At 71.2% G+C, this 21,369-nt stretch carries 19 protein-coding genes and 1 tRNA gene; 11 read left to right on the top strand and 9 right to left on the bottom strand.

The features are described 5' to 3' along the window. Nucleotides 1-292 precede the first annotated feature (292 nt). Together MKL20_RS00750 and MKL20_RS00745 are read left to right on the top strand one after the other, a co-directional pair. On the top strand, nt 293-1,318 hold the full coding sequence (locus tag MKL20_RS00750) for a histone deacetylase family protein (protein ID WP_244035085.1): 1,026 nt from the start codon (nt 293-295) through the stop codon (nt 1,316-1,318). Nucleotides 1,319-1,487: 169 nt separating this feature from the next. After that, entirely contained in the window at nt 1,488-2,837 is a 1,350-nt protein-coding gene (locus MKL20_RS00745) for an MFS transporter (RefSeq protein ID WP_244035084.1), read from the top strand. A 57-nt stretch (nt 2,838-2,894) separates the two neighbouring features. On the opposite strand, the gene MKL20_RS00740 is transcribed toward MKL20_RS00745, so the two are convergent. Both MKL20_RS00740 and MKL20_RS00735 read right to left on the bottom strand, forming a co-directional pair. Next, nucleotides 2,895-3,596 carry a DUF1013 domain-containing protein gene (locus tag MKL20_RS00740; RefSeq protein WP_244035083.1) on the bottom strand — a complete coding sequence of 234 codons (702 nt, stop codon included), beginning with the start codon at nt 3,594-3,596 and terminating at the stop codon, nt 2,895-2,897. A gap of 471 nt (nt 3,597-4,067) precedes the next feature. Continuing rightward, on the bottom strand, nt 4,068-5,123 hold the full coding sequence (locus MKL20_RS00735) for an ABC transporter substrate-binding protein (protein WP_244035082.1): 1,056 nt from the start codon (nt 5,121-5,123) through the stop codon (nt 4,068-4,070). A 168-nt stretch (nt 5,124-5,291) separates the two neighbouring features. Between MKL20_RS00735 and MKL20_RS00730 the strand changes: the two genes are divergently transcribed. Continuing rightward, nucleotides 5,292-6,968, top strand: coding sequence for a methyl-accepting chemotaxis protein (locus MKL20_RS00730; RefSeq protein ID WP_244035081.1), 1,677 nt, complete (start codon nt 5,292-5,294; stop codon nt 6,966-6,968). 125 nt (nt 6,969-7,093) lie between these two features. On the opposite strand, the gene MKL20_RS00725 is transcribed toward MKL20_RS00730, so the two are convergent. The 3 genes from MKL20_RS00725 to MKL20_RS00715 all read right to left on the bottom strand — a co-directional run bounded on the left by MKL20_RS00725 (nt 7,094) and on the right by MKL20_RS00715 (nt 9,407). After that, nucleotides 7,094-7,828, bottom strand: a complete 735-nt coding sequence (locus tag MKL20_RS00725; RefSeq protein WP_409568084.1) for a hypothetical protein — start codon at nt 7,826-7,828, stop codon at nt 7,094-7,096. Nucleotides 7,829-8,052: 224 nt separating this feature from the next. Next, nucleotides 8,053-8,997: a ribose-phosphate pyrophosphokinase gene (locus MKL20_RS00720; RefSeq protein WP_243970996.1), complete on the bottom strand. Its 945-nt coding sequence runs from the start codon at nt 8,995-8,997 to the stop codon at nt 8,053-8,055. Between the two features lie 173 nt (nt 8,998-9,170). Further along, on the bottom strand, nt 9,171-9,407 hold the full coding sequence (locus MKL20_RS00715) for a DUF4170 domain-containing protein (protein WP_243970998.1): 237 nt from the start codon (nt 9,405-9,407) through the stop codon (nt 9,171-9,173). 256 nt (nt 9,408-9,663) lie between these two features. Between MKL20_RS00715 and MKL20_RS00710 the strand changes: the two genes are divergently transcribed. After that, entirely contained in the window at nt 9,664-10,068 is a 405-nt protein-coding gene (locus MKL20_RS00710) for a hypothetical protein (RefSeq protein ID WP_244035080.1), read from the top strand. Between the two features lie 5 nt (nt 10,069-10,073). Here the strand turns inward: MKL20_RS00710 and MKL20_RS00705 are convergent, their stop codons facing one another. The 4 genes from MKL20_RS00705 to MKL20_RS00690 form a co-directional block, all read right to left on the bottom strand. Next, on the bottom strand, nt 10,074-10,412 hold the full coding sequence (locus MKL20_RS00705) for a hypothetical protein (RefSeq protein ID WP_244035079.1): 339 nt from the start codon (nt 10,410-10,412) through the stop codon (nt 10,074-10,076). Continuing rightward, nucleotides 10,409-10,858, bottom strand: coding sequence for a hypothetical protein (locus MKL20_RS00700; RefSeq protein ID WP_244035078.1), 450 nt, complete (start codon nt 10,856-10,858; stop codon nt 10,409-10,411). The genes MKL20_RS00705 and MKL20_RS00700 overlap by 4 nt, the downstream gene beginning before the upstream one ends. 57 nt (nt 10,859-10,915) lie before the next feature. Continuing rightward, nucleotides 10,916-11,896, bottom strand: a complete 981-nt coding sequence (locus MKL20_RS00695; protein WP_244035077.1) for an amidohydrolase family protein — start codon at nt 11,894-11,896, stop codon at nt 10,916-10,918. A gap of 447 nt (nt 11,897-12,343) precedes the next feature. Then, nucleotides 12,344-12,436: transfer RNA gene (locus tag MKL20_RS00690), tRNA-Sec, on the bottom strand. Nucleotides 12,437-12,566: 130 nt separating this feature from the next. Here MKL20_RS00690 and MKL20_RS00685 point away from each other — a divergent pair. The 7 genes from MKL20_RS00685 (at nt 12,567) to MKL20_RS00655 (ending at nt 21,369) form a co-directional block, all read left to right on the top strand. Continuing rightward, nucleotides 12,567-15,005: a sensor histidine kinase NtrY-like gene (locus MKL20_RS00685; protein WP_244035076.1), complete on the top strand. Its 2,439-nt coding sequence runs from the start codon at nt 12,567-12,569 to the stop codon at nt 15,003-15,005. Continuing rightward, nucleotides 15,002-16,366, top strand: a complete 1,365-nt coding sequence (locus tag MKL20_RS00680; RefSeq protein ID WP_243964280.1) for a sigma-54-dependent transcriptional regulator — start codon at nt 15,002-15,004, stop codon at nt 16,364-16,366. The genes MKL20_RS00685 and MKL20_RS00680 overlap by 4 nt, the downstream gene beginning before the upstream one ends. A gap of 181 nt (nt 16,367-16,547) precedes the next feature. Then, the gene (gene hfq, locus MKL20_RS00675; protein ID WP_238249876.1) at nt 16,548-16,799 is read left to right on the top strand and encodes an RNA chaperone Hfq; all 252 of its coding nucleotides are present in this window, start codon (nt 16,548-16,550) and stop codon (nt 16,797-16,799) included. A gap of 385 nt (nt 16,800-17,184) precedes the next feature. Then, nucleotides 17,185-18,606 (top strand): GTPase HflX, encoded by a 1,422-nt coding sequence (gene hflX / locus MKL20_RS00670; protein ID WP_244035075.1) that lies wholly within the window; start codon nt 17,185-17,187, stop codon nt 18,604-18,606. Further along, a complete protein-coding gene (locus tag MKL20_RS00665) occupies nt 18,606-19,928 on the top strand; it encodes an adenylate/guanylate cyclase domain-containing protein (RefSeq protein WP_244035074.1) in 1,323 nt (440 codons plus the stop codon). The genes hflX and MKL20_RS00665 overlap by 1 nt, the downstream gene beginning before the upstream one ends. 71 nt (nt 19,929-19,999) lie before the next feature. Beyond that, on the top strand, nt 20,000-20,236 hold the full coding sequence (locus tag MKL20_RS00660) for a hypothetical protein (RefSeq protein ID WP_243964262.1): 237 nt from the start codon (nt 20,000-20,002) through the stop codon (nt 20,234-20,236). Nucleotides 20,237-20,481: 245 nt separating this feature from the next. Further along, nucleotides 20,482-21,369, top strand: coding sequence for a putative selenate ABC transporter substrate-binding protein (locus MKL20_RS00655; protein WP_244035073.1), 888 nt, complete (start codon nt 20,482-20,484; stop codon nt 21,367-21,369).

Below are 21,369 nucleotides of genomic sequence, written 5' to 3'. Positions count from 1 at the left end.
TCCCGGACAGGTGAAGCGAAGCGGAACCTGATCCGGGACCCAGCACATGAAGTGCCGCGCCAGCGGCACAGGTTGATCAAACGGACGCTGCGCGCCGTCGTGTGCTGGGTCCCGGGTCGCATTCCGCTGACGCTGCATGCGCCCGGGAAAAGGGCCGTGCAGACCCGCTCGACGCCATGTCCTGGCTCTCAGCCCCGACATCTTGAAAGGGCTGAGCCCTTTGGAAACCCGAACTTCAAGCCTCACCCGGGGGGCGGGTGACGCGCGGCGCGGGCGCGCCTAACCTGCGCCCATGCGCGTCTTCCACACCGCCGATTCCGCCCGGCACGATCCCGAACGCTACCTGCGGCGCGGCACGCCGATCCCGCATCCCGAGCAGGCTTCCCGCTACGCCATCCTGCACGCGGCGGCCCGGGACGGCGGCCACGCCCTCGCCGAGCCCGTCGATCACGGCCTCGACCCGATCCGGGCCGTGCACGATCCCGGCTACGTCGCGTTCCTGGCCGAGGCCTGGGATCGCCGGGCGGAGATCCCGGGCATCGCCGACGAGATCCTCACCGGCAGCTTCGCCCGGCCGCAGATGCACCGGACGCCCACCGGCCTGCTCGGACGCGTCGGCCTCTACACCGCCGACACCTCGACGCCGATCCGGGCCGGGACCTGGGCGGCGGTCTACGGCGCGGCCCAATGCGCCGTCGCGGCCGCCGACGCGGCCCTGGAGACGGGCCACGCCTACGCCCTGTGCCGGCCGCCCGGCCACCACGCCTACGCGGATTCGGCCGGCGGCTTCTGCTTCCTCAACAACAGCGCAATCGCGGCCGAACGGATGCGGGCGGCCGCAGGCGGCCCCGTGGCGATCCTCGACATCGACGTGCACCACGGCAACGGCACGCAGGGGATCTTTTATACGCGCGGGGACGTGCTCACCGTCTCGGTCCACGCGGACCCGTCGGACTATTTCCCGTTCTATGCCGGCTATGCCGACGAGACCGGGGCGGAGGCCGGAGCCGGCCTCAACCGCAACCTGCCGCTGCCGCCGGGCTCCGGCGACGCGCCCTGGCTCGCCGCCGTGGAGGCCGGGCTCGCGGCGATCGCGGCGTTCAAGCCGCGGGGGCTGGTGGTGGCCCTGGGCCTCGATGCCGCCGCGGACGACCCGATCGGCGTGCTCACGGTGACGCGGGCGGGCTTCGCCGCGGCGGCGCAGCGGATCGCGCGCGCCGGGCTGCCCACCGCGATCGTCCAGGAGGGCGGCTATCTCTGCGCGGCCCTGCCGGAGAACCTGACGGCCTTCCTGGCCGCCTTCGACGCGGCGCGCTGAGCCGGGGCTCGGGGCAGCCCGGATACCGCGCGGCGTGGTGCGAATATGGCGCAGCGCGACGCGAAGAGTGTCGTCCGAGCCGATCCCTGCACCGACGCGGCGCGGACGACCTGTATACCGACCCGACAGGGGCCGCCTGGGTTGCGGTCCCGGCGGGAGGACACGAGCGATGCGTGCGGGCGACGTCCTGCGGCCCGATGCGGCCAGCGCTCCCTGGTACGCCGGCCTGACCAGGCGGCACTGGCGCATCCTCTGGGGCAGCTACCTCGGCTGGATCTTCGACGGCTACGAAGCGGTCGCCCTGGTCTACGCGCTCCGCCCGGCCCTCGGATCCCTCCTCACCCCCGAGCAGGCCCAGACACCGGCCTTCTACGTGGGCGCGGCGATCGGGATCACCCTCCTGGGCTGGGGGCTCGGCGGGCTGATGGGCGGAATCGCAGCCGACTATATCGGCCGCAAGCGCATGATGATGCTGTCCATCCTGGGCTACGCCCTGTTCACGGGTCTGACGGCGTTTGCCGGGAGCTTCGCGCAGCTCGCGATCCTGCGGTTCATCACCGGACTCGCCATCGGCTCCGAATGGTCCACCGGCATCGCCCTGGTCGCCGAGACCTGGCCGAACCGGGCCCGGCCGAAGGGCTGCGGCTTCCTGCAATCGGGCTTCGGCGGCGGCGCGGTGCTCGCCGCGATCGTCTGGGCGCTGCTCGCCGCCTTCGATCCGCTCGGCCCGGACTCGTGGCGGATCATGTTCGCGCTGGGCGCGCTTCCGGCCTTCGTCTGCCTGTACCTGCGGCGCGCCCTGGAGGAATCCGAGCAGTGGATGCAGGCCCTGCGGGAGCAGCGCTGGGCCGCCACCGCCGAGGATGCCGCGAGCCCGCAGCCGAAGGGGCGGCGTCCGTTCTCCCTGACGGAGATCTTCCGGGAGCGCGAGAGCCGCCGGCGGGTCCTGCTCGCCACCCTGATGTCGTTCGCCACGACGGTCGGCTGGTGGGCGGTCTCGTCCTGGCTGCCGGCCTACACGGAGGGGTTGGCCAAGGCCGCCGGGGAGCCCGCCAACGTCTGGGGCCCGCGCATGGGCATCATCTACAATGTCGGCGCGATCACCGCCTACCTGATCTCCGGCTTCGTGGCCGATGCGGTCGGGCGGCGCGCCTTCCTGCTGATCACGTATGCCGGCTGCATCGTCACCTCGCTCGCCTGCTATCTCTGGACCGGCGGGCTGGTGCCCTTCATGGGGCTCGCCTTCCTGAACGGGTTCTTCACCCTGGGCTTCGCCTTCTCGTGGATGGCGATCTACCTGGTGGAGCTGTTCACCCCGGCGGTGCGGGCGACGGCAGCCAGCGTCGTGTTCAACGGGGCGCGCCTGATCGCCTGGATCTTCCCGATCATCGCCGGTCAGATCGTGACCCTGTCGGGCGGCGTCGCCGCGGCGGCCCTGACGATGTCGAGCGTCTACGGGATCGGGCTGATCGTGCCGTGGTTCATGCTGGAAACGACGGGTAAGCCGCTGCCGGACTGACGGCTTCGGCCCTCGCCCGAGACGGGCGAGGGCCGAAAACCAGTTCGGGACGATGCTCTAGGCCTCGTCGTCTTCGTCCTGATGCCGGCCCTTGAGCTTGGCGAAGACCGAATCGGCGTCGATCCGCTCCTCGCGGCCGCCATGCTCGGCCGTCTCCTCGGGCTCGGGCGCCGTCGAGACCTCGGTGGGCAGGAGCGAGGCGCCGGATTCGGCCGCCAGCGCCGCCGGGCGGTCGGCCGCCGCGCGCTGGACCTCGAAGTCGAGGTTGATCTGGGTGGTCAGGCCCAGGGTCACCGGATCCATCGGCTGGAGCGAGCCGGAATTCCAGTGGGTGCGCTCGCGGATCTGCTGGATCGTCGACTTGGTGGTGCCGACCAGGCGGATGATCTGCGCATCCTTCAACTCGGGGTGGTTGCGCAGCAGCCACAGGATGGCGTTGGGCCGGTCCTGGCGGCGGGAGAGCGGGGTGTAGCGCGGGCCCTTGGTGGTGCGCTTCACCTCCGGCAGCTTCACCTTCGAGACGGCGGGCTTGAGCTTGTAGTGGGGCGCCTTCTGGGCCTTCTCGATCTCGTCGCGGGTGAGCTGGCCGGTGGAGACCGGATCGAGCCCCTTGATGCCGGCCGCGACCTCGCCGTCGGCGATGCCCTTCACCTCGAGCGGGTGCAGCTTGCAGAAGTCGGCGATCTGCTCGAAGGCCAGGGAGGTGTTCTCGACCAGCCAGACGGCGGTCGCCTTCGGCATCAGCGGACCCTGGGACATGTGCTCTCGTGCTCCGGCCTGGCGGGACGGGGGCCGGGCACCGGGCCGCGGGCTCCGGATGCAGATCCGGAAGTCCCGTCTCACGCTGTCGAATGGGGATGGCTCACTATAGGGCCGCCCGGGGAAGGGCGCAATCGCGGGTTCGGCGGTTCGCGGTCGCTTGGCGCCGATTAACCGGCGCACGAGGCCGGGCTACAAACCGGATGTGAGCCTGACCGACTCACCCGCGAAGGCCGCACGCGGCCGGTTGCGGCCGGGAGTGCAGAGGATGGTCATCCTTCTGGCAGTCTCCAGACAAGCAAACGGCGAGTGGAGCTTCAGCCTCCGACTCGCCGTCCACCCGCTGTTCTGGAGTTGGCTAAACCCTAACGGGTAATTGCCAGGGATCGGCGGTAGCCGCCGCCGATCCCACTCCCCAATATAGCGCGGCCCAAAGCAGGCAACAACGTCCGCGCGGGAAGACCGACGCCCCTACTTCCCCGGCAGCCCGTGGACGATCGGGAAGAACGTGTCCTTCCAGTCCTTCGGCTCGGCCTTGATGGTCTTCATCGCGTAGAAGTGCCGGGCCTGGAGCATGATCCCGTACGGGGTGGTGGAGAAGGTGGTCCCCGGTTCCTTCATGATCGCCACCAATGTCTCGGGGGGCGTCTTGTCGTTGGTGGCCGCGATGTAGTCCTTGGCGGCCTGGAGCGGGTCCTTGGCGATCTCGGCATTCGCCTCGTCGATGGCGGCCACGATCGCGGCGGCGAGCTTGGGGTTGCGGGTGAACCAGCCGGTGCGCGCATAGAAGATCGCGTTGCTCACCGGCTCGCCGACCAGCTCGTAGGAGTTGAGCACCGCGTGGATCGCCGGGTTCTGCAGCTCGCGCTGCTGGAACGGCGGCAGCGAGAAGTGGCTGTTGACCTCGTTCTGGGGGCTGGCGAGCGCCGCCACCGCGTCGGGATGGCCGAGCTGGACGGTGAGCGGGTCGAGCCGGGACGCCCCGTCCGGCCCGAACGCCTTCCTGGCGGCGATCTGCAGCAGCACGGCTTGCGTCGAGACCTTCACGGAGGGCAGGGCGATCTTGTCCTTGCCGGAGAAGTCGCTGAGCGTCTTCACGTCCGGGTTGCGGGTGAGCAGCAGCATCGGCGTCGAGCCGACCCCGCACAGGCCCTTCACGTCGCCGCGGGTGCGGTCGTTGAGCAGCAGCATGTTGGTGGAGCCGCTGTCGACGATGTCGATATTGCCCGACAGGAGCGCGTCGTTGCCGGCCGCGCCGCTGGTCAGGTTCACCCACTCGACCGTGACGTCCCCGAGACCGGCCGCCTTGGCCTGCTTCTCGATCAGCTTGTGCTGCTCGGCGAGCACCGCCGGCAGGTAGACGAAGCCGGGCTGCCGGCTGATCCGGACCTTGGCGTCGTCGGCCTTCGCCACGCCGGTAAACGGGGCGGCGAGTGCCAGCCCGGCCAGCAGCAGGGCGGCGGGCCCGCTCCGGAAGAGGTGGCGGCAGATCCCCGGACTCGCAGCCGCCCGCGACGCACGCACCATGTCATTCCTCCCTTGGCCCGCCGGCTTCATGTCCGGATCCGGGCTCATCTTGACGGCAAGTGGACAGGCTCAGGCCAATAAGCGCAAGGCCCGCGGCAGTCTTCACGGTGCGGTAACGGTAACGTTGCACTCTCTCTCCGTGTGAATTTTCGTCCCGGGAGCGAACTCGTGAAAATCGGCATCGGGGCGAAGCTCCACACCATCACGGCCACCGCCCTGGTCGGCGTCGCCGTGGTCTCGGGCATCGGCCTGCTCAACCTGAAATCCCAGGTCGAGCAGGACCGCATGGCCAAGACCCGCAACCTGACGGACGTGGCCTACGGGGTGGCGGCCTATTTCGAGGGCGAGGAGCGGGCCGGGCGGCTGTCGCGGGCCGACGCCCAGGGCGCGGCGATCCGGGCCGTGAAGACCCTGCGCTACGACGCCCAGGAATACTTCTGGATCAACGACATGCAGCCCCGCATGGTCGCCCACCCGATGAAGCCCGAACTCGAGGGCAAGGACATGGCCGGGGTGCAGGATCCCACCGGCAAGTACCTGTTCCGGGACTTCGTCGACCTCGCCAAGCAGAAGGGGCAGGGCTTCGTCGATTATTCCTGGCCCAAGGCCGGGTCCGACGCGCCGGTGCCGAAGCTGTCCTACGTGCGCGGCTTCGCCCCCTGGGGCTGGGTGATCGGCACCGGCATCTATGCCGACGACACCGCCGCGATCCTGTGGAACGCGGCCTGGCGGGCGGCGGCCGGGATGCTGGTGGTGATCGCCCTGATCGCCCTGCTGGCAGCGCTGATCGGCCGCCGGGTGACGCGGCCGCTCCTGGCCCTGAACCAGGCCATGCACCGCCTCGCGGCGGGCGATACCGCCGCCGCGGTGCCGGAGCGCGGGCGCAGCGACGAGATCGGCACGATGGCCGGCGCCGTGCAGGTGTTCAAGGACGCGCTGATCGCCAAGGCCGGGGCGGATGCCCGCGCCGCCGACGATGTCGAGGGGGCAGCCCGCCGGGCTGCGGCCCTCGACCGCCTGACCCGGGCGTTCGAGACCCGGGCGGGCGCGCTGAGCCGGGGCCTCGCGGCGGCGGCGTCCGAGCTCGAAGTCACCGCCCAGGCGATGACCGCCACGGCCGCCCGCGGCACCGAGCGCTCCGGCGCGGTCACCGCCCAGGCGGCCGGGACCTCGGCGGACGTCCAGACCGCGGCGGCGGCCACGGAGGAGATGTCCGCCTCGGTCCAGGAGATCGCCGGGCAGGTGCACCGCACCTCGGAGATCGCCGGGCGGGCGGCCGAGACCACCCGCCAGGGCGAGGCGACCGTGCGGGCGCTCGCCGACGGCACCGAGCGGATCGGCAACGTGGTCGCCCTCATCTCGGGCATCGCCGCGCAGACCAACCTGCTGGCCTTGAACGCCACCATCGAGGCGGCCCGCGCCGGCGAGGCCGGCCGCGGCTTCGCGGTGGTCGCCACGGAGGTGAAGGAGCTGGCGAGCCAGACCGCCAAGGCCACCGACGACATCGCCGCGCAGATCGGCCGGATCCAGGGCGAGACCCGGCAGGCCGTGGCGGCGATCGGCGAGGTCGGCCAGACCATCGAGGAGATGCGCAGCATCGCGGTCGGGGTCGCGGCCGCCATGGAGGAGCAGAACGCCGCGATCCAGGAGATCGTGCGCGGGGTGGTGAGCGCCGCCTCGGGGGCGCAGGCGGTGTCGGGCAGCATCGCCGACCTGCGCCAGGGCGCCGACGAGACCGGGCTCGCCTCCGAACAGGTGCTGGCCGCCGCCCGCGACCTCACCCGCGGCTCCGACGACCTCGACCAGGCGGTCAAGGACTTCTTGGCCGAGGTGAAGGCCGCCTGAGCGCCGAGACCGGGTTTCCAAAGGGCTCAGCCCTTTGGCGGGGTATCGGGGGCGGAGCCCCTGAGTGATCTGCAGGGCTCTGCCCTGCACCCGCAAAAGGTCTCGACCTTTTGAATCCGGGACTTTCAGGCCTCGGCCGCCAGGAACGCCGCCAGGGCCTCCGAGAATTCCGGGGTGCGCAGGTAGCCGTAGGATTTGTGCCGGTTCTCGGTGCCATCCTGCCGCCGGTAGGCGTTGATCACCGGTACGTCCCGGATCCGCACCCCGGCGGCGTTCGGCGGGTAGATCGCGGCGAGGTCGTCGCCCACCGTGGCGATGTCCTGGCGGTCCATCAGGTTGGTCCAGGCCGTGACGGCTTCCGGCACGCACAGGTCGCCGTGCTCGGCGGCGAGCTTCAGCTTCAGTTCGGCGAGCCCCAGCGGCGAGCCGAGGGTGACCAGGGTGCAGCGGGGCAGGGGGGTTCCGTCCCGCTCGGCGGCCCGGAGCACGTCGTAGGCGATCAGCCCGCCCATCGAATGCGCGGCGATCAGAACGGTGCGATCCGCCGCCTCGGCCAGGGCCTCGCGCAGCCGCGCGCGGGCGGCGTTCCGGAACACGGCATCCTCGTAATAGCCCCAGAGGTCGTCGAGGCGGTATTCCAGGATCAGGCCGTCGACCGGGGTGAACCCGGTGGCCTCTTCCAGATGCGCGAGGCCGCGATAGATCCGGTCGGTGAGGGTGGGCTCGGCCTGCTCGGGATCGTCCGCCGGGGACGGGAACGGGCCGGTGCCTGGATCGGCGCTGTAGGGCTCGCGGTTGAGCCCGCCGGCCAGGGGTTCCGGGTAGCGCAGATCCGCCCAGTAGACGAAGCTGAACGGCACCGCGGGCGCCGAGCCCCCGCGGTTGCGGGCGAGGCCCTCCAGGATCGCCGCCCGCCACCAGGCGGCCTTCTCATCCCGGGGCGGCTTGTTGGCGAGCCCGTGGATGCCGATGAGTGTCGTCCGACCCAGTGTCCGCCCCTCCCGGATCGGCGATGCGTCCGCGCGGGCGAGATAGCGCCGGACTGCGCCGCCGGCACTGCGGCGAATTCTTCACCGCGGCGGGATCAGTCGAACAGGCTGGAGACGCTGGATTCCGTGGCGGTCCGGCCGATCGCCTCGCCGAGCAGCGGCGCGATGGTCGCCACCCGGATGTTGCGGGCGAGCTTGACGGCCTGGGTCGGCTGGATCGAGTCGGTGATCACCAACTCCTTCATCCGCGAGGCGGCGATGCGCGAGACCGCGCCGCCCGACAGCACGCCGTGGGTGATGTAGGCGGAGACGTCCTTGGCGCCGGCCTTGAGCAGGGCCTCGGCGGCGTTGACCAGGGTGCCGCCCGAATCGACGATGTCGTCGACCAGGATGCAGGAGCGGCCCTCGACCTCGCCGATGATGTTCATCACCTCGGATTCGCCCGGCCGCTCGCGGCGCTTGTCGACGATGGCGAGCGGGCAATCGATCCGCTTGGCGATGGCCCGGGCGCGCACGACGCCGCCGACATCGGGGGAGACCACCATGCGGTCGGCGGTCGGCAGCCGCTCCTTGATGTCGCGCACCATCACGGGGGCGGCGAACAGGTTGTCGGTGGGGATGTCGAAGAAGCCCTGGATCTGGCCGGCATGGAGGTCGAGGGTCAGGACGCGGTCGGCCCCGGCCTCGGTGATCAGGTTCGCCACCAGCTTGGCCGAGATCGGGGTCCGGCCCGAGGTGCGCCGGTCCTGCCTTGCGTAGCCGAAATACGGGATCACCGCCGTGATGCGCCGGGCCGAGGACCGACGCGCGGCGTCGATCATGATCAGCAGCTCCATCAGGTGGTCGTTGGCCGGGAACGAGGTCGACTGGACGATGAACACGTCCTCGCCGCGCACGTTCTCCTGGAGCTCGACGAAGATCTCCATGTCGGCGAAGCGCCGGACCATGCACTTGGCCAGCGGCAATTCGAGATAGGCGGCGATCGCCTCGGCCAAGGGCCGGCTGGCGTTGCCGGCGATGATCTTGATCGAGGATTTCATGAGGTCCGCCCACTCGCGGCCGAGCTTCGCGCCGCACTCCGAACACCGGTCCCGCGCGGGCCGGATGGATCTGATGACGGGCGAGGCTCTTAGCAGCGGGCCGAAGGTGTCACAATGCCTTCACGCGCGCACCGCACAGGCGCGCGCCCGGAACGGCCGGTGCAGAGTGCGGCTCAGACGGCCGGCGGCTCCAGCAGCCGGTGCAGGTGGACCACGAAATAGCGCGTCTGCGCGCTGTCGACGGTGGCCTGCGCCTTGGCCCGCCAGGCGGCCTGCGCGGAGGCGTAGTCCGGGAAGATGCCGACGATGTCGAGGCCCTTGATGTCCCGGAACTGGACGCCGTCGAGGTCCTGCAACTCACCACCGAAGACCAGGTGCAGCTTCTGGTCGCTATCGATCGCCGTCGCCATGACCTCTCCTTACGTCCCGCCGCGGCGCCCGCTTATGCCCGGCGCCGGCGATTCCATCGACGGCTTCATCGACGGTTTCGCCGCGCTCCGCAACAGCGCGGCGCGGCGACGGGGCAGGTACGAAACGACCCGGTCCCCATGGTAGAGCGCTCGCCGCCGAAGTGGATACCGGTTCGGCGTCAGCGAGCGCGTCCAATCAAGGACTTAGAGCCGTTCCCGATTGCAACGCGATCGGGAACGGCTCTAGGAGCAGGCGATGACCCGCATGCTCCTCCGCGTCGCCACCCTCGCGCTCGGCCTCTCAGCCATGCCGGCGCTGGGACAGCAGCCGGCCAAGGCGCCGGTCCGCCCCGGCCAGGACAAGGTGGCCGGTCCGGACCGGAAGGGGTCCGGTCGGGTGATCGGCTGCCCGTCCCTGGCCAATTACCGGATGCTGCTGCACGACGGTGCCGCCGCGGCCGCCGCGCTGCTGGCCGATCCCAAGGCGGACCATCTCGGCTGCACCCTGCTGTCGCGCGCCGAGATCACCGGGATCGTCGACCGGGTGACCCTCGGCGGCGAGAGCTACGCGTGCGCCGGCGTGCCGGGGACCACGGTCTGCCACTGGATGGAGCCCGGAGCCGCGACCCGCTCCGCCCCGGCGAGTCCGGCCGGGCGCTGAAAGCCTCAGCGCAGATAGCCGCTTGCGCGCAGGTCCCGCTCCACGGCCTCGTGGACGGCCTGCAGGGGGTTGTCGTTGGTGGCCGCCGGCGGGTGCAGGGGCGGCATCGGGCCGGGGCGCAGATCCCGGTCCGGCAGCGTCGCGGGGGCGGCCGTCGCGGGGCGCGCCGGCCATCGGGCGGCGAGCCGGCGCAGGGCCGCCTGCGGACCGGGCGGGATGAGCGGGAGGAACTTGTCGATCATGGCGAATGGGCCGGGGCGGATCCACAGGGTCGCGCCCGGCGCGCCGTGCGGGCCTGGAGGCAACGGGCCGGGCGATCCGCCGTTCCGCTCCGGCGCCGTCATCGGCGGCCTCGCCCGAGGCGCCCCAGGTCGGGCAGGAAGTCCGAATCGGTCAGCGCGGCCGCCAGCACCGCCAGCAAGCCGAGATGCAGGCCCGTCGCCGCGATCGGGACGCCCTGGACGGACCAGAGCCCGATCGCGCCCGCCGCCATGAGCGGCGGCCCGGCGACGTAGATCGCCGTGCGCCAGGGCGCGGCAGCCCGGGCGAGGCGCCAGACGCAGGCGGCGAAGGCCGCGAGCGCGAACCCGCCCTTGATCAGCGCCATGAAGCGGATCACCCGCACGAGATCGGGATCGACGGCGGTGCCGGGGGCTCGCATGGAGGCGGCACCGGCGCCCAGGACCGCCAGAGCCGTCAGCAGGCAGAGCGCTCCGCGCGCGGCCGAGCGTGATCGACCGGATTCGCGGTCGGTGGCGGCCGATAGGTCGAGATGTGCCAGGCCCTGCATCGGCCTCCTCCCGGGCGAACCCGGCCGGGCGGGCGATCCGCCCCGCGCACTCTTCGCTCAGAAGTCGTATAACCGCTTGGGGTTCTCGACAAGGATCCTGTCACGGGTCGTGCGGTCGGGCACCCAGGTGGCGAGCAGGTCGATCAGGCGGCCGTCGTCCACGTCCTGCGCGGGCGCGAGATCCGTCGGCTTGCGGCCCGGCTTCGGCGTGCTGTCCGGATGCGGCCAGTCGCTGCCCCAGACCAGCCGCTCCGGATTCGCCGCCACCAGGGCCCGGGCCAGCGGCGTCACGTCGGCATAGTCCGGCGCCTTGTCGGAGGCGCGGTAGGCGCCCGACAGCTTCACCCAAGCCTGTCCGCCCCGCACGAGGTCGAGCACGTCGCCGAAGCCGGGCTGATCGGGTCCGAGGGCCGCCTGCGCACCGGCGAAATGGTCGAACACCACCGGCACCGGCAGGGCGGCCAGCTGCGGCTTCAGCGGGCCGATGACCGACAGGCGGGCATAGACCTGGAGGTGCCAGGGCCGCGACCCGATCTGCTGGACGGCGCTGTCCAGCGCCTTGGCCGAGGCTGCCGGATCGAACACGCCGGCCTGCTCCAGGTTGACCCGGATGCCGCGGATGCCGGCCTGGGCCAGGGCATCGAGCTCGGCCGGGCCGGTCTTCGGCCCGATCACCGCGACGCCGCGGGCGCGCTGGGGGCCGAACAGGCGCAGGCCGTCGAGGGTGGCCGCGTTGTCGGTGCCGTAGACGCTCGGCGTCACGATCACCACGCGGTCGAGCTTGAGCGCGTGCTGGAGGGCGAGCAGGCTCTCGGGCGGATCGACCGGCGGGGTGTAGCCGCGCCCCGCCCAGAACGGGAACCGGGCCGGATCGGGGATGACGTGGACGTGGCAATCGCAGGCCCCCGGCGGGACCTCGAACGAGACCGGCGTCTTGACGGTCGGCGTAGCGGCCTGTCCCGCGGCCCGGGCCGCCGTGTCGGTCAGGGCGAGGCCGTTGGCGAGGGCCAGGGCGAGGGTTTGCCGGCGTGACAGCATGGCGGGTCTCCTCCGGATTTTTTTAGGCGAACTTCTGCGAGTGCCTCACCCGGATCGGACCACCCTGGCGCGACGCGCGCAAGCCGGTCCGGTGTCAAACAGCCCGCGACGACCGGCGACACGGCCGGGGTCGGGTGCGTCCGGGTAGCCAGGCTACGGGTTGGGGCCGGCCGATGCGCGCCGCGGTGGGCGATCCCACCCACCCCCTCATCCTGAGGTGGCGACGCGCAGCGGCGCCCTCGAAGGAGGCCTCCAGAAATCGCCCAGGCATCTGGAGGCCTCCTTCGAGGCCCACCGATCGAAGATCGCCGGGCGCCTCAGGATGAGGGGGTCTGGGTGGGAGAGGCGCCGATCAGGATCCGGCGAGCCCCATCGCAGACCGTGCCCCCCGCGGGCAGGATCGCAGGCGCGGCGATGTCGGTTCTGGCTGCAAGCGGGGCGGGGGCTTGGCGGAAGCGGATGGGAATCGAACCCACCGTACGCTGTTGGCGTACCACTGGTTTTGAAGACCAGGGGGGCCACCAGACCCCGTTCGCCTCCACGGGCGGGGGTACGGGTCTGAGTCAAACCGGTCAAGCACACGCCCCTGCGGCGGAATGGATCACCCGCCGCCTCCGGGGCGCCGCGATTCGTATTAATTCCGCCACACTGTTGTGGCCCTGCACCAGTCATGCCGTTTCTGCGACGCTCACCGCCTGTGGAAGGCCCTGCGCCGGACCCCGAGGGGGGTGTTCAGCCGCCTGCCGAGCCGGCGGGCGAGGGGACAAGCCAGGCGGCCGAAGAAACCGCTCAGGCAGAAACCGCTCAGGCAGAAACGCTCCCGGAGCCGAGCACGCCGCTCGCGGACTCGCTGAAGCCCGGGCCGCGCGGGCCGGGCTGGATCGGCGCCGCCGTGGTGGTGACCGCGCTGGTCTCGGCGCTGGCGACCTTCCTGATCCTGGCCGGGGTGATCCGGGTGACGCCGACGCCGGCCTACGGCGTGACGCTGCTCGGCATCAACGCCGCCCTGGTGCTGGGGCTGGTCTTCGTGATCGCCTGGGAGGCGCGGGTCTTCCTGCATGCCCGCAAGGCCAACGCGGCCGTGGCCCGGCTGCACTCGCGCATCGTCGGCCTGTTCTCGCTGATCGCGATCCTGCCCACCGTGCTGCTGGCCGTGGTGGCGTCGGTGACCATCGACCGGGGCCTGTCGCTCGGCTTCACCGACCGGGTCCGCGACGTGGTGCTCAAATCCGTCGAGGTGGCCGACGCCTACCAGGAGAACCAGTGCCAGTCGCTCGCCCGGGAGATCCGCATCCTGGTGGACGACCTGACCCGGGCGCGCCCGAACTTCGACCGGGACCGGGCCTGGTTCGAGAACTTTTTGACCACCCGGGCGACCAATCTCGGCCTGCCGGTGGCGCAGATCATGCGCGGCCCCACCGACGTGGTCGCCCGGGCCAAGATCGACGTGCTCAAGCAGGTGCGGCTGCCCTCGGCGGCGGCCTTCGCGGAGGCGGCGACCTCGACCGACCCGATCTGCCTGCTGCCCTCCGAGGGCCGGGTCTTCGCCGCGCTGCTGCGGATGCCGGCCTATGACGACGCGGTGCTGATGGTGCAGCGGGAGGTCAGCCAGCTCGCCATCGACTTCCCCGGCGTCTCGCGGGCGGCGGCGGCGGAGTACCTGACCTACGATTCGCTCCGGCGCTCGATCCAGATCACCTTCGCGTCGGTGTTCCTGCTGATCGCCCTGATCGCGCTGCTGTCGGCGGTGTGGTTCGGGATGAACTTCGCCAACCGGTTCGTGGCCCCGATCCGCCGGCTGATCAACGCCGCCGACCAGGTCGCGGCCGGCAATTTCTACGCCCAGGTGCCGACCAAGAAGACCAGCGGCGACCTGGCCCATCTCGGCGAGGCGTTCAACAAGATGACGCAGGAGCTGCGCCGCCAGCATACCGGGCTGATCGCCGCCAACGACCTGATCGACACCCGCCGCCGCTTCACCGAGGCCGTGCTGTCGGGGGTCTCGCCCGGGGTGATCGGCCTCGACGCGGCGGGCTTCGTCACCATCGCCAACCCGGCCGCCGAGCGGATGCTCGACGTGGAGAGCAACGCGCTGATCGGCCAGCCGCTGGCCCGGGCGGTGCCGGAACTCGCCCCGGTGCTCGCCGAGAGCGAGAGCCGCCCGCGCGCCCTCCAGCAGCAGCAGCTCCAGCTCACCCGCTCGCGGGGCGAGCGCACCGTGACCGTGCGGGTCACGAGCGAGCAGGCGCAGGGGACCTCCCGCGGCTCGGTGGTGACCCTTGACGACATCACCGACCTCGTCCAGGCGCAGCGCAGCTCCGCCTGGGGCGACGTCGCCCGCCGCATCGCCCACGAGATCAAGAACCCCCTGACCCCGATCCAGCTCTCCGCCGAACGCATCCGGCGCAAGTACGGCAAGGTCATCACCGCCGACAAGGAGGTGTTCGACCAGTGCACCGCCACGATCGTGCGCCAAGTGGACGAGATCAAGCGCATGGTCGACGAGTTCTCGGCCTTCGCGCGGATGCCGAAACCGGCCATCGCGCCGAACGACCTCACCGAGATCGCCAAGCAGAACCTGTTCATGATGCGCGTGGCGCACCCGGACATCGACTTCGCGTTCTCGGCGCAAGGGGGGGCCGGCAGCGCGGAGAAGATCGTGGCGGCCTTCGACATCAGGCTGCTCAGCCAAGTGATCACCAACATCCTGAAGAACGCCGTCGAGGCGGTGGCCGAGGTGCCGCCGGCCGAGCTCGGCAAGGGCAAGATCGGCCTGAGCCTCGCGGTCGAGGACGGTTTCGCGGTGATCACGGTGACCGACAACGGCAAGGGTTTTCCGGTCGAGGGGCGCCAGCGGCTGCTGGAGCCCTACATGACCACACGCGAAGGTGGCACGGGGCTGGGGCTTGCTATCGTCAGCAAGGTGCTTGAGGAGCACGGCGGCGGGATCGCGTTGAACGACAATCCCGCCGGCCGTGGCGGGCAGGTGCAGATGCGGGTCCCGCGCGAGCACGGGCCCGAGCCGTCCGGCCCCGAGACCAGTTCCACCCCGACAGAGGAGAAGGGCGCCGCACCGACGGCCCCCCGGATCGCGGAGATGCACGCATGAGCGCCGATATCCTGATTGTCGACGACGAGGCCGACATCCGCGACCTCGTGGCGGGCATCCTCGACGACGAGGGCCACCGCTGCCGCACGGCCGGCGGCTCCGACGAGGCGCTCGCCGCCATCGAGGCGCGCCGGCCGCACCTGGTGTTCCTGGACATCTGGCTGCAGGGCTCGCGGCTCGACGGCCTGCAGGTGCTCGACCTGATCAAGGCGGCCAATCCCGACCTGCCGGTGGTGATGATCTCGGGCCACGGCAACATCGAGACCGCGGTCTCGGCCATCAAGGCGGGGGCCTACGACTTCATCGAGAAGCCGTTCAAGGCCGACCGGCTGATCCTGGTGGCCGAGCGGGCGCTGGAAGCCTCCCGGCTCCGGCGCGAGGTCCGCGACCTGACGGCGCGTTCGGGCAACCCGAACCGCATCGTCGGCGGCTCGCTCGCGATCAACCAGCTGCGCCAGACCATCGACCGGGTGGCGCCGACCAACGCCCGGGTGATGATCACCGGGGCGCTGGGCTCCGGCAAGGAACTCGCGGCGCGCAGCCTGCACAAGGCCTCGGCCCGCGCCAACGGCCCGTTCGTGCTGCTCAACGCGGCCACGATCCTGCCCGAGACCATGGAGGCGGAGCTGTTCGGGGTCGAGGGCGAGTCCGGCCGGCGGGTCGGCGCCCTGGAGGAGGCCCATGGCGGCACCCTCTACCTCGACGAGGTCGCCGACATGCCCCGCGAGAGCCAGAACCGGATCCTGCGCGTCCTGGTCGACCAGAATTTTCAGCGGGTCGGCGGCACGACGCGGGTCCATGTGGATGTCCGGATCATCTCCTCGTCCTCCCGGGATCTCCAGGAGGAAATCGCCGCGGGCCGGTTCCGCGAGGACCTGTTCCACCGGCTCTCGGTGGTGCCGGTCCGGGTGCCGGCCCTGTCGGAGCGCCGGGAGGACGTGCCCGAGCTGATCCAGTTCTTCATGGACAACATCTCGTCCCAGACAGGCCTGCCCAAGCGCGTGATCGCCGAGGACGCGATGGCGGTGCTCCAGTCGCACAACTGGCCGGGCAACGTCCGCCAGCTCAAGAACAACGTCGAGCGGCTGATGATCCTGACCCAGGCCGACCCGGACCAGGAGGTCACCTCCGAGATGCTGCCCTCCGAGATCGGCGCCCTGGTGCCGACCACCCCGGGGGGCGCGGGCGGCGAGAAGCTGATGAGCCTGGCTTTGCGCGAGGCGCGCGAGATCTTCGAGCGCGAGTACCTCGTGGCGCAGATCGCGCGGTTCTCGGGCAACATCTCGCGCACGGCCGAGTTCATCGGCATGGAGCGCTCGGCGCTCCACCGCAAGCTGAAGTCCCTCGGCATCGGTCCGTGAAACTGACGCCGATCCGTCACGGATCGGCCGGACCGGGCCTCGCTTGCCCCCGCACATTCACGCGGTCATGCTGTATACGCGATCACGGGCGGGATGATCGGACGACCCCGCACGTGATGGCCCCTCAGGGGCCGTACCCATCCCGGGCCCTTCGCGCCGGGACAACAAGAAGGCAAAGAAGATGGCGGGCGAACGCGCACAGAACCTTCAGGACACGTTCCTCAATCATGTCCGCAAGAACAAGATCCCGCTGACCATCTTCCTCGTCAACGGCGTCAAGCTGCAGGGCGTGGTGACCTGGTTCGACAATTTCTGCGTGCTGCTGCGCCGGGACGGCCACTCGCAGCTCGTCTACAAGCACGCGATCTCGACGATCATGCCGGGCCACCCGGTCCAGCTGTTCGAGCCGGACGAGACCCCCGAGAAGGCGTGATTTCTTTGCGGGGGCGGGCGATCGGTTCGCTCTCTCCGGAGCCGCGATGCCGGCAGCGGGCGGCCTCCCCGCGCGGGCAGCGGCGAATCCCAGGGCGATTCCGCACTCTCCCCTCATCCTGAGGGGCGGCGGAGCCGCTTCGAAGGAGGCCTCCAGGGATCGCGCGGCCGGCTGGAGGGCTCCTTCGAGGCCTCCGCTGCGCTCCGGCGCCTCAGGATGAGGGCGCGGGTGGGATGGGCCGAATCGAACCGGCTGCCGGATTCGGATCTCCCCGATCCCAACCTCCCGAAGCCCGGCATCTTGGCCCGGCCCCGCCGAATCCCCATCTCGAACAATCCGAGTTCTCGAACGAAGCTGCCGGCGCGCGGGCGGCGTTAAAGGTTGCATGAGCGAGACGCTGACGTCCGGCGAGGCCCGGCTCCAGGCACAGGCCGCGCCCGAGGGCGAGATCGCCGCGGCGACCCACACCCTGGTGATCGGGCCCTATCTGGCCCGGGGCGCGCCCGGGCCGGGGGGACCGGGCCACGGGCCGGCCCAGCCGACCCGCTCCGTGGAGGCGCGCCTCGACGAGGCCACCGGGCTCGCCGCCGCGATCGAGCTCGACGTGGTCGAGAGCTTGGCGATCAGCCTGCCGCGCATCCGGCCCTCGACCTACCTCGGCAAGGGCCGGGTCGAGGAGATCGCCGGGCTGATCCGCGCCCGCGAGATCGGCCTCGTGGTGATGGATTGCGCGCTCTCGCCGGTGCAGCAGCGCAACCTCGAGAAGGCCTGGGGCGCCAAGGTCATCGACCGCACCGGCCTGATCCTGGAGATTTTTGGGCGGCGCGCCTCGACCCGGGAGGGCACGCTCCAGGTCGAGCACGCGCATCTGGCCTATCAGAAGTCGCGGCTGGTCCGGTCCTGGACCCACCTGGAGCGCCAGCGCGGCGGCTTCGGCTTCCTGGGCGGCCCCGGCGAGACCCAGATCGAGGCCGACCGGCGCATGATCCAGGAGCGCATGACCCGGATCGAGCGCGACCTCGACGCGGTGGTGCGGACCCGCGGCCTGCACCGGCAGAGCCGCGCCCGGGTGCCGTACCCGATCGTCGCCCTGGTGGGCTACACCAATGCCGGCAAGTCGAGCCTGTTCAACACCCTGACCCGGGCCGAGGTCACCGCCAAGGACATGCTGTTTGCCACCCTCGACCCGACCGCCCGGGCGACCAAGCTGCCGCACGGCGAGAACGTGATCCTGTCGGACACGGTGGGCTTCATCTCCGACCTGCCCACCGCCCTGATCGCCGCCTTCCGGGCGACCCTGGAGGACGCGATCGAGGCCGACGTGCTGCTGCACGTGCGCGACGTCAGCCACGTCGATTCCGAAGCCCAGGCCGAGGATGTCGGCGACGTGCTGCGCGAGCTCGGCATCGAGACCACCGCCGAGCGGATCATCGAGGTCTGGAACAAGTCCGACCTGCTGGACGACGACGAGCGCACCCGGCTGATGAACCTCAGCGGCCAGGCCAAGGCCCGCAACGACCGCGACAGCGACGCGCCGGTGCTGGTCTCGGCGCTGACCGGGGAGGGGCTCGCCGCCCTCACGGCCCGGATCGAGGCGCGGATCGGCCGCCACCGGACGAGCTTCGCGGTGTCGCTGCCCCCCGAGGACGGGGCGGCGCTCAACTGGCTCTACGAGAACGCCGAGATCCTGGACCGGCGCGCGGAGGCCGACGGCACCCTGCACCTGGCGATCCGGATCGCCCCCGAGAAGGAGCCGCGCTTCCTCAACCGCTTCAGCGCGGCCCGGCGCCTCGACCGGGGCGCGTGATGGCCTCGGGCGGCGCCCGGACACCGCCGCTCCCCGCCTCCCGGACCACCGGGGACCGCGCCGCGCGCAAGGCGGAGGCGGCCCAGGACGACGCCGCGGTCCTGCGCGCCATGCAGGCGGGCGGCGGGCTGCGGCTGCTCGGGCTGCGGATCGTGATCGTGCTGGTGCTGCTGATGGCGGCCCAGGCCTATGACGGCTCGCTGCACGCCCTCAGCCACTGGTTCATCCTCGGCCTCTACGGCGTCGGCACGGTCTGGTTCGGCCTGGGGGAGCGGGGTGGCGGCCCGGCGGCGGCGGTCTATGGCTGGGCCGGGACCCTGCTCAATGCCGGGCTCGCCGTCTACGTGATCATCGAGCACATGCTGGCCGGCGGCGAGGCGGGCCTCGGCGCCGACGCGGTCAGCCGCCTGCCGGCCTTCCTGCTTCTGCTCCAGACCGGCCTGAGCATGCGGGTCGCCCACACCCTGCTGTTCTGCGGGGTGGTGACAGCCTGCTGGACCGCGGCGTTCCTGGTCGGGCTGGCCTGGCCGGAGCTGTTCCCGGGGCCGGATTCCTTCCCGACCGCGCAGATCACCGGGCTCGCGACCTTCGTGGCGGCCGGCCTCCTGGTGATCGACGGCATGACCCGCCTGCGGGAGGCGGTGACCCGGGCGCTGCGCATGGAGCACGAGCGCGCCCAGCTCGCCCGGTTCGTGCCCGACACGGTCGCCCTCGACCTCGCCGCCGAGGATGCGGACGCCACGATGGGCATCCACCGGCGCCATGCCTGCCTGATGGTGCTCGACATCCGCGGCTTCTCGCGGCTGAGCCGGGAGCACCCGCCCGAGGTGATGGTGACGGCCCTGCTCGCCGTCCGGGCCGCCGCCCAGGCCGCGGTGGCCGAGCAGGGCGGCTTGGTGGACAAGTATGTCGGCGACGCCGTGCTGGTGCAGTTCGTGGTCGGCCGCCCCCGCGCCCAGGCCCGGGCGGCGCTGGCCTGTGCCCTGTCGATTAACGACCGGATCGCCGCCCTCAACGCAGCCCGGGCCGGGGAGGGGCTGTTCACCCTGCGGGTGGTGGTCGCCTTGCATGCCGGCGACCTCCTGGTCGGGGTGTTCGACGACGGGGTGCGGGCCGAGTACACGGTGCTGGGCCCGGCCATGAACGCCCTGTCGCGCCTGGAGGCCCGGGCCAAGGCGGCCGAGATTGAGATCGGCGCCTCGGGGGACTTTTTGGATTTGCTCGGGGGGCCGCTGCCGCCCCGCATCCGGGTTGTCCCTGTGCCCGACGCGCGCGACGCGCAGCCTGCCCTGTTCGCCATCGTCGAGACGCCGGCGGCCTGATCGTCTGGAACCTGCGCATCGTTGATCCGTTCGGTCGGCGCGGCGCAGGGTCGCGAAGGGACGAAAACCCCATGACCAAGATCCTCCTCGGCGCGACGCTCGCCCTCGGCCTCGTCCTCGGCGCCGCCAGCCCCAGCCTCGCCGCCCCGGGCGACGGCCTCGACCGGAACGCCGCCGCCACCGGCAACAGCAATTTCGGCGGCATGCATCGCGGCGCCCGGATGTCCTCCCGGGGCGTGATGACGAGCCGCCATCACATGATGCGCCGGCACCATCGCCACCCCATGATGCGCCGCCATTACCGCTGAGTTTTTGGGGATCCCGTGCCTGCGCGACCCGCGTGCAGGCACGGGACCGGACGACTAGGCCCCAGGAGTACCGGGCGCGGCGGCGTCTGCCGAGCATCATCCCGAAAGGTGGGGTCCGGTGCTCGGCAAAAGAGGATGCGAAGCCAGAGACCAGCGCATCGCCCCGGTTCCAGTATTCAGGACGATGCGCTAGGGAGAATCCAGATTCGGCGTGCCCAATTCAGGCGCGATGGGGTGGAGGATCCATGCTGGGACTGGGACGGGTCGGGCGGTTCGCCCTGGGATGTCTTGCGCTCGCGCTCGGCACGGCCGCGCAGGCCCAGGAGAAGCCGGTCCCGCCCCTGGTCTTCACCGGCATCCCCGACCAGGACGAGAGCCGCCTCGTCGAGCGCTTCGGCAAGGTCGCGACCTACCTCGAGGCCAAGCTCGGCGTGCCGGTGCGCTACATCCCGGTCAAGAGCTACCCGGCGGCGGTGACCGCCTTCACCAACGGACAGGTGCAGCTCGCCTGGTTCGGCGGCTTCACCGGGGTCCAGGCGCGCCGGGCGGTGCCGGGCTCCCAGGCGATCGCCCAGGGCGCCGAGGATGCGGCGTTCAAGACCTACCTGATCGCCCATGCCGGGGCCGGGCTGGAGCCGACCAGGGATTTTCCGAAGGCCATCGCCGACAAAACCTTCACGTTCGGCGCCCGGGCCTCGACCTCGGGACGGCTGATGCCGGAATACTTCATCCGCCAGGCCTTCCCGGGCAAGAACCCGGAGCAGGTGTTCGCCCGGGTCGGGTTCTCCGGTGACCACAGCCGCACGATCCAGCTGGTGCAGTCCGGCGCCTTCGCGGTCGGCGCCGTCGACTACTCGGTCTGGGACCTCGACACCAAGGCCGGCAAGGTCGACCCGAAGGCGGTCTCGGTGATCTGGGAGAGCCCGACCTTCCCGGACTACCAATGGACCGTGCGCGGCGACGTCGACCGGACCTACGGGGCCGGCTTCACCGAGAGGCTCAAGGGCGCGCTCGTCGGCGTCACCGACCCGGCGATTTTGGAGCCGTTCGGGCGCTCGAAGTTCATCCCGGTCACCAACGCCGCCTACGAGCCCCTGGTCGAGGTCGGCCGCTCCACCGGCCTGCTGGACTGA

It is taken from the genome of Methylobacterium sp. E-066 (assembly GCF_022829635.1).
Classification (GTDB): Bacteria; Pseudomonadota; Alphaproteobacteria; order Rhizobiales; family Beijerinckiaceae; genus Methylobacterium.
Note: the sequence above shows the minus strand (reverse complement) of the source record. Positions and strands in the feature narration are given on the sequence as shown.

Coding starts and splice junctions, on each gene's coding strand:
- MKL20_RS00655 (WP_244035073.1), top strand. CDS start 20,482: ATGCTGGGACTGGGACGGGTCGGGCGGTTCGCCCTGGGATGTCTTGCG.
- hflX (WP_244035075.1), top strand. CDS start 17,185: ATGAGCGAGACGCTGACGTCCGGCGAGGCCCGGCTCCAGGCACAGGCC.
- MKL20_RS00715 (WP_243970998.1), bottom strand. CDS start 9,407: ATGGCGACGGCGATCGATAGCGACCAGAAGCTGCACCTGGTCTTCGGT.
- MKL20_RS00695 (WP_244035077.1), bottom strand. CDS start 11,896: ATGCTGTCACGCCGGCAAACCCTCGCCCTGGCCCTCGCCAACGGCCTC.
- MKL20_RS00710 (WP_244035080.1), top strand. CDS start 9,664: ATGACCCGCATGCTCCTCCGCGTCGCCACCCTCGCGCTCGGCCTCTCA.
- MKL20_RS00680 (WP_243964280.1), top strand. CDS start 15,002: ATGAGCGCCGATATCCTGATTGTCGACGACGAGGCCGACATCCGCGAC.
- MKL20_RS00720 (WP_243970996.1), bottom strand. CDS start 8,997: ATGAAATCCTCGATCAAGATCATCGCCGGCAACGCCAGCCGGCCCTTG.
- MKL20_RS00750 (WP_244035085.1), top strand. CDS start 293: ATGCGCGTCTTCCACACCGCCGATTCCGCCCGGCACGATCCCGAACGC.
- MKL20_RS00660 (WP_243964262.1), top strand. CDS start 20,000: ATGACCAAGATCCTCCTCGGCGCGACGCTCGCCCTCGGCCTCGTCCTC.
- MKL20_RS00665 (WP_244035074.1), top strand. CDS start 18,606: ATGGCCTCGGGCGGCGCCCGGACACCGCCGCTCCCCGCCTCCCGGACC.
- MKL20_RS00740 (WP_244035083.1), bottom strand. CDS start 3,596: ATGTCCCAGGGTCCGCTGATGCCGAAGGCGACCGCCGTCTGGCTGGTC.
- MKL20_RS00705 (WP_244035079.1), bottom strand. CDS start 10,412: ATGACGGCGCCGGAGCGGAACGGCGGATCGCCCGGCCCGTTGCCTCCA.
- MKL20_RS00700 (WP_244035078.1), bottom strand. CDS start 10,858: ATGCAGGGCCTGGCACATCTCGACCTATCGGCCGCCACCGACCGCGAA.
- MKL20_RS00735 (WP_244035082.1), bottom strand. CDS start 5,123: ATGGTGCGTGCGTCGCGGGCGGCTGCGAGTCCGGGGATCTGCCGCCAC.
- MKL20_RS00685 (WP_244035076.1), top strand. CDS start 12,567: ATGCCGTTTCTGCGACGCTCACCGCCTGTGGAAGGCCCTGCGCCGGAC.
- hfq (WP_238249876.1), top strand. CDS start 16,548: ATGGCGGGCGAACGCGCACAGAACCTTCAGGACACGTTCCTCAATCAT.
- MKL20_RS00745 (WP_244035084.1), top strand. CDS start 1,488: ATGCGTGCGGGCGACGTCCTGCGGCCCGATGCGGCCAGCGCTCCCTGG.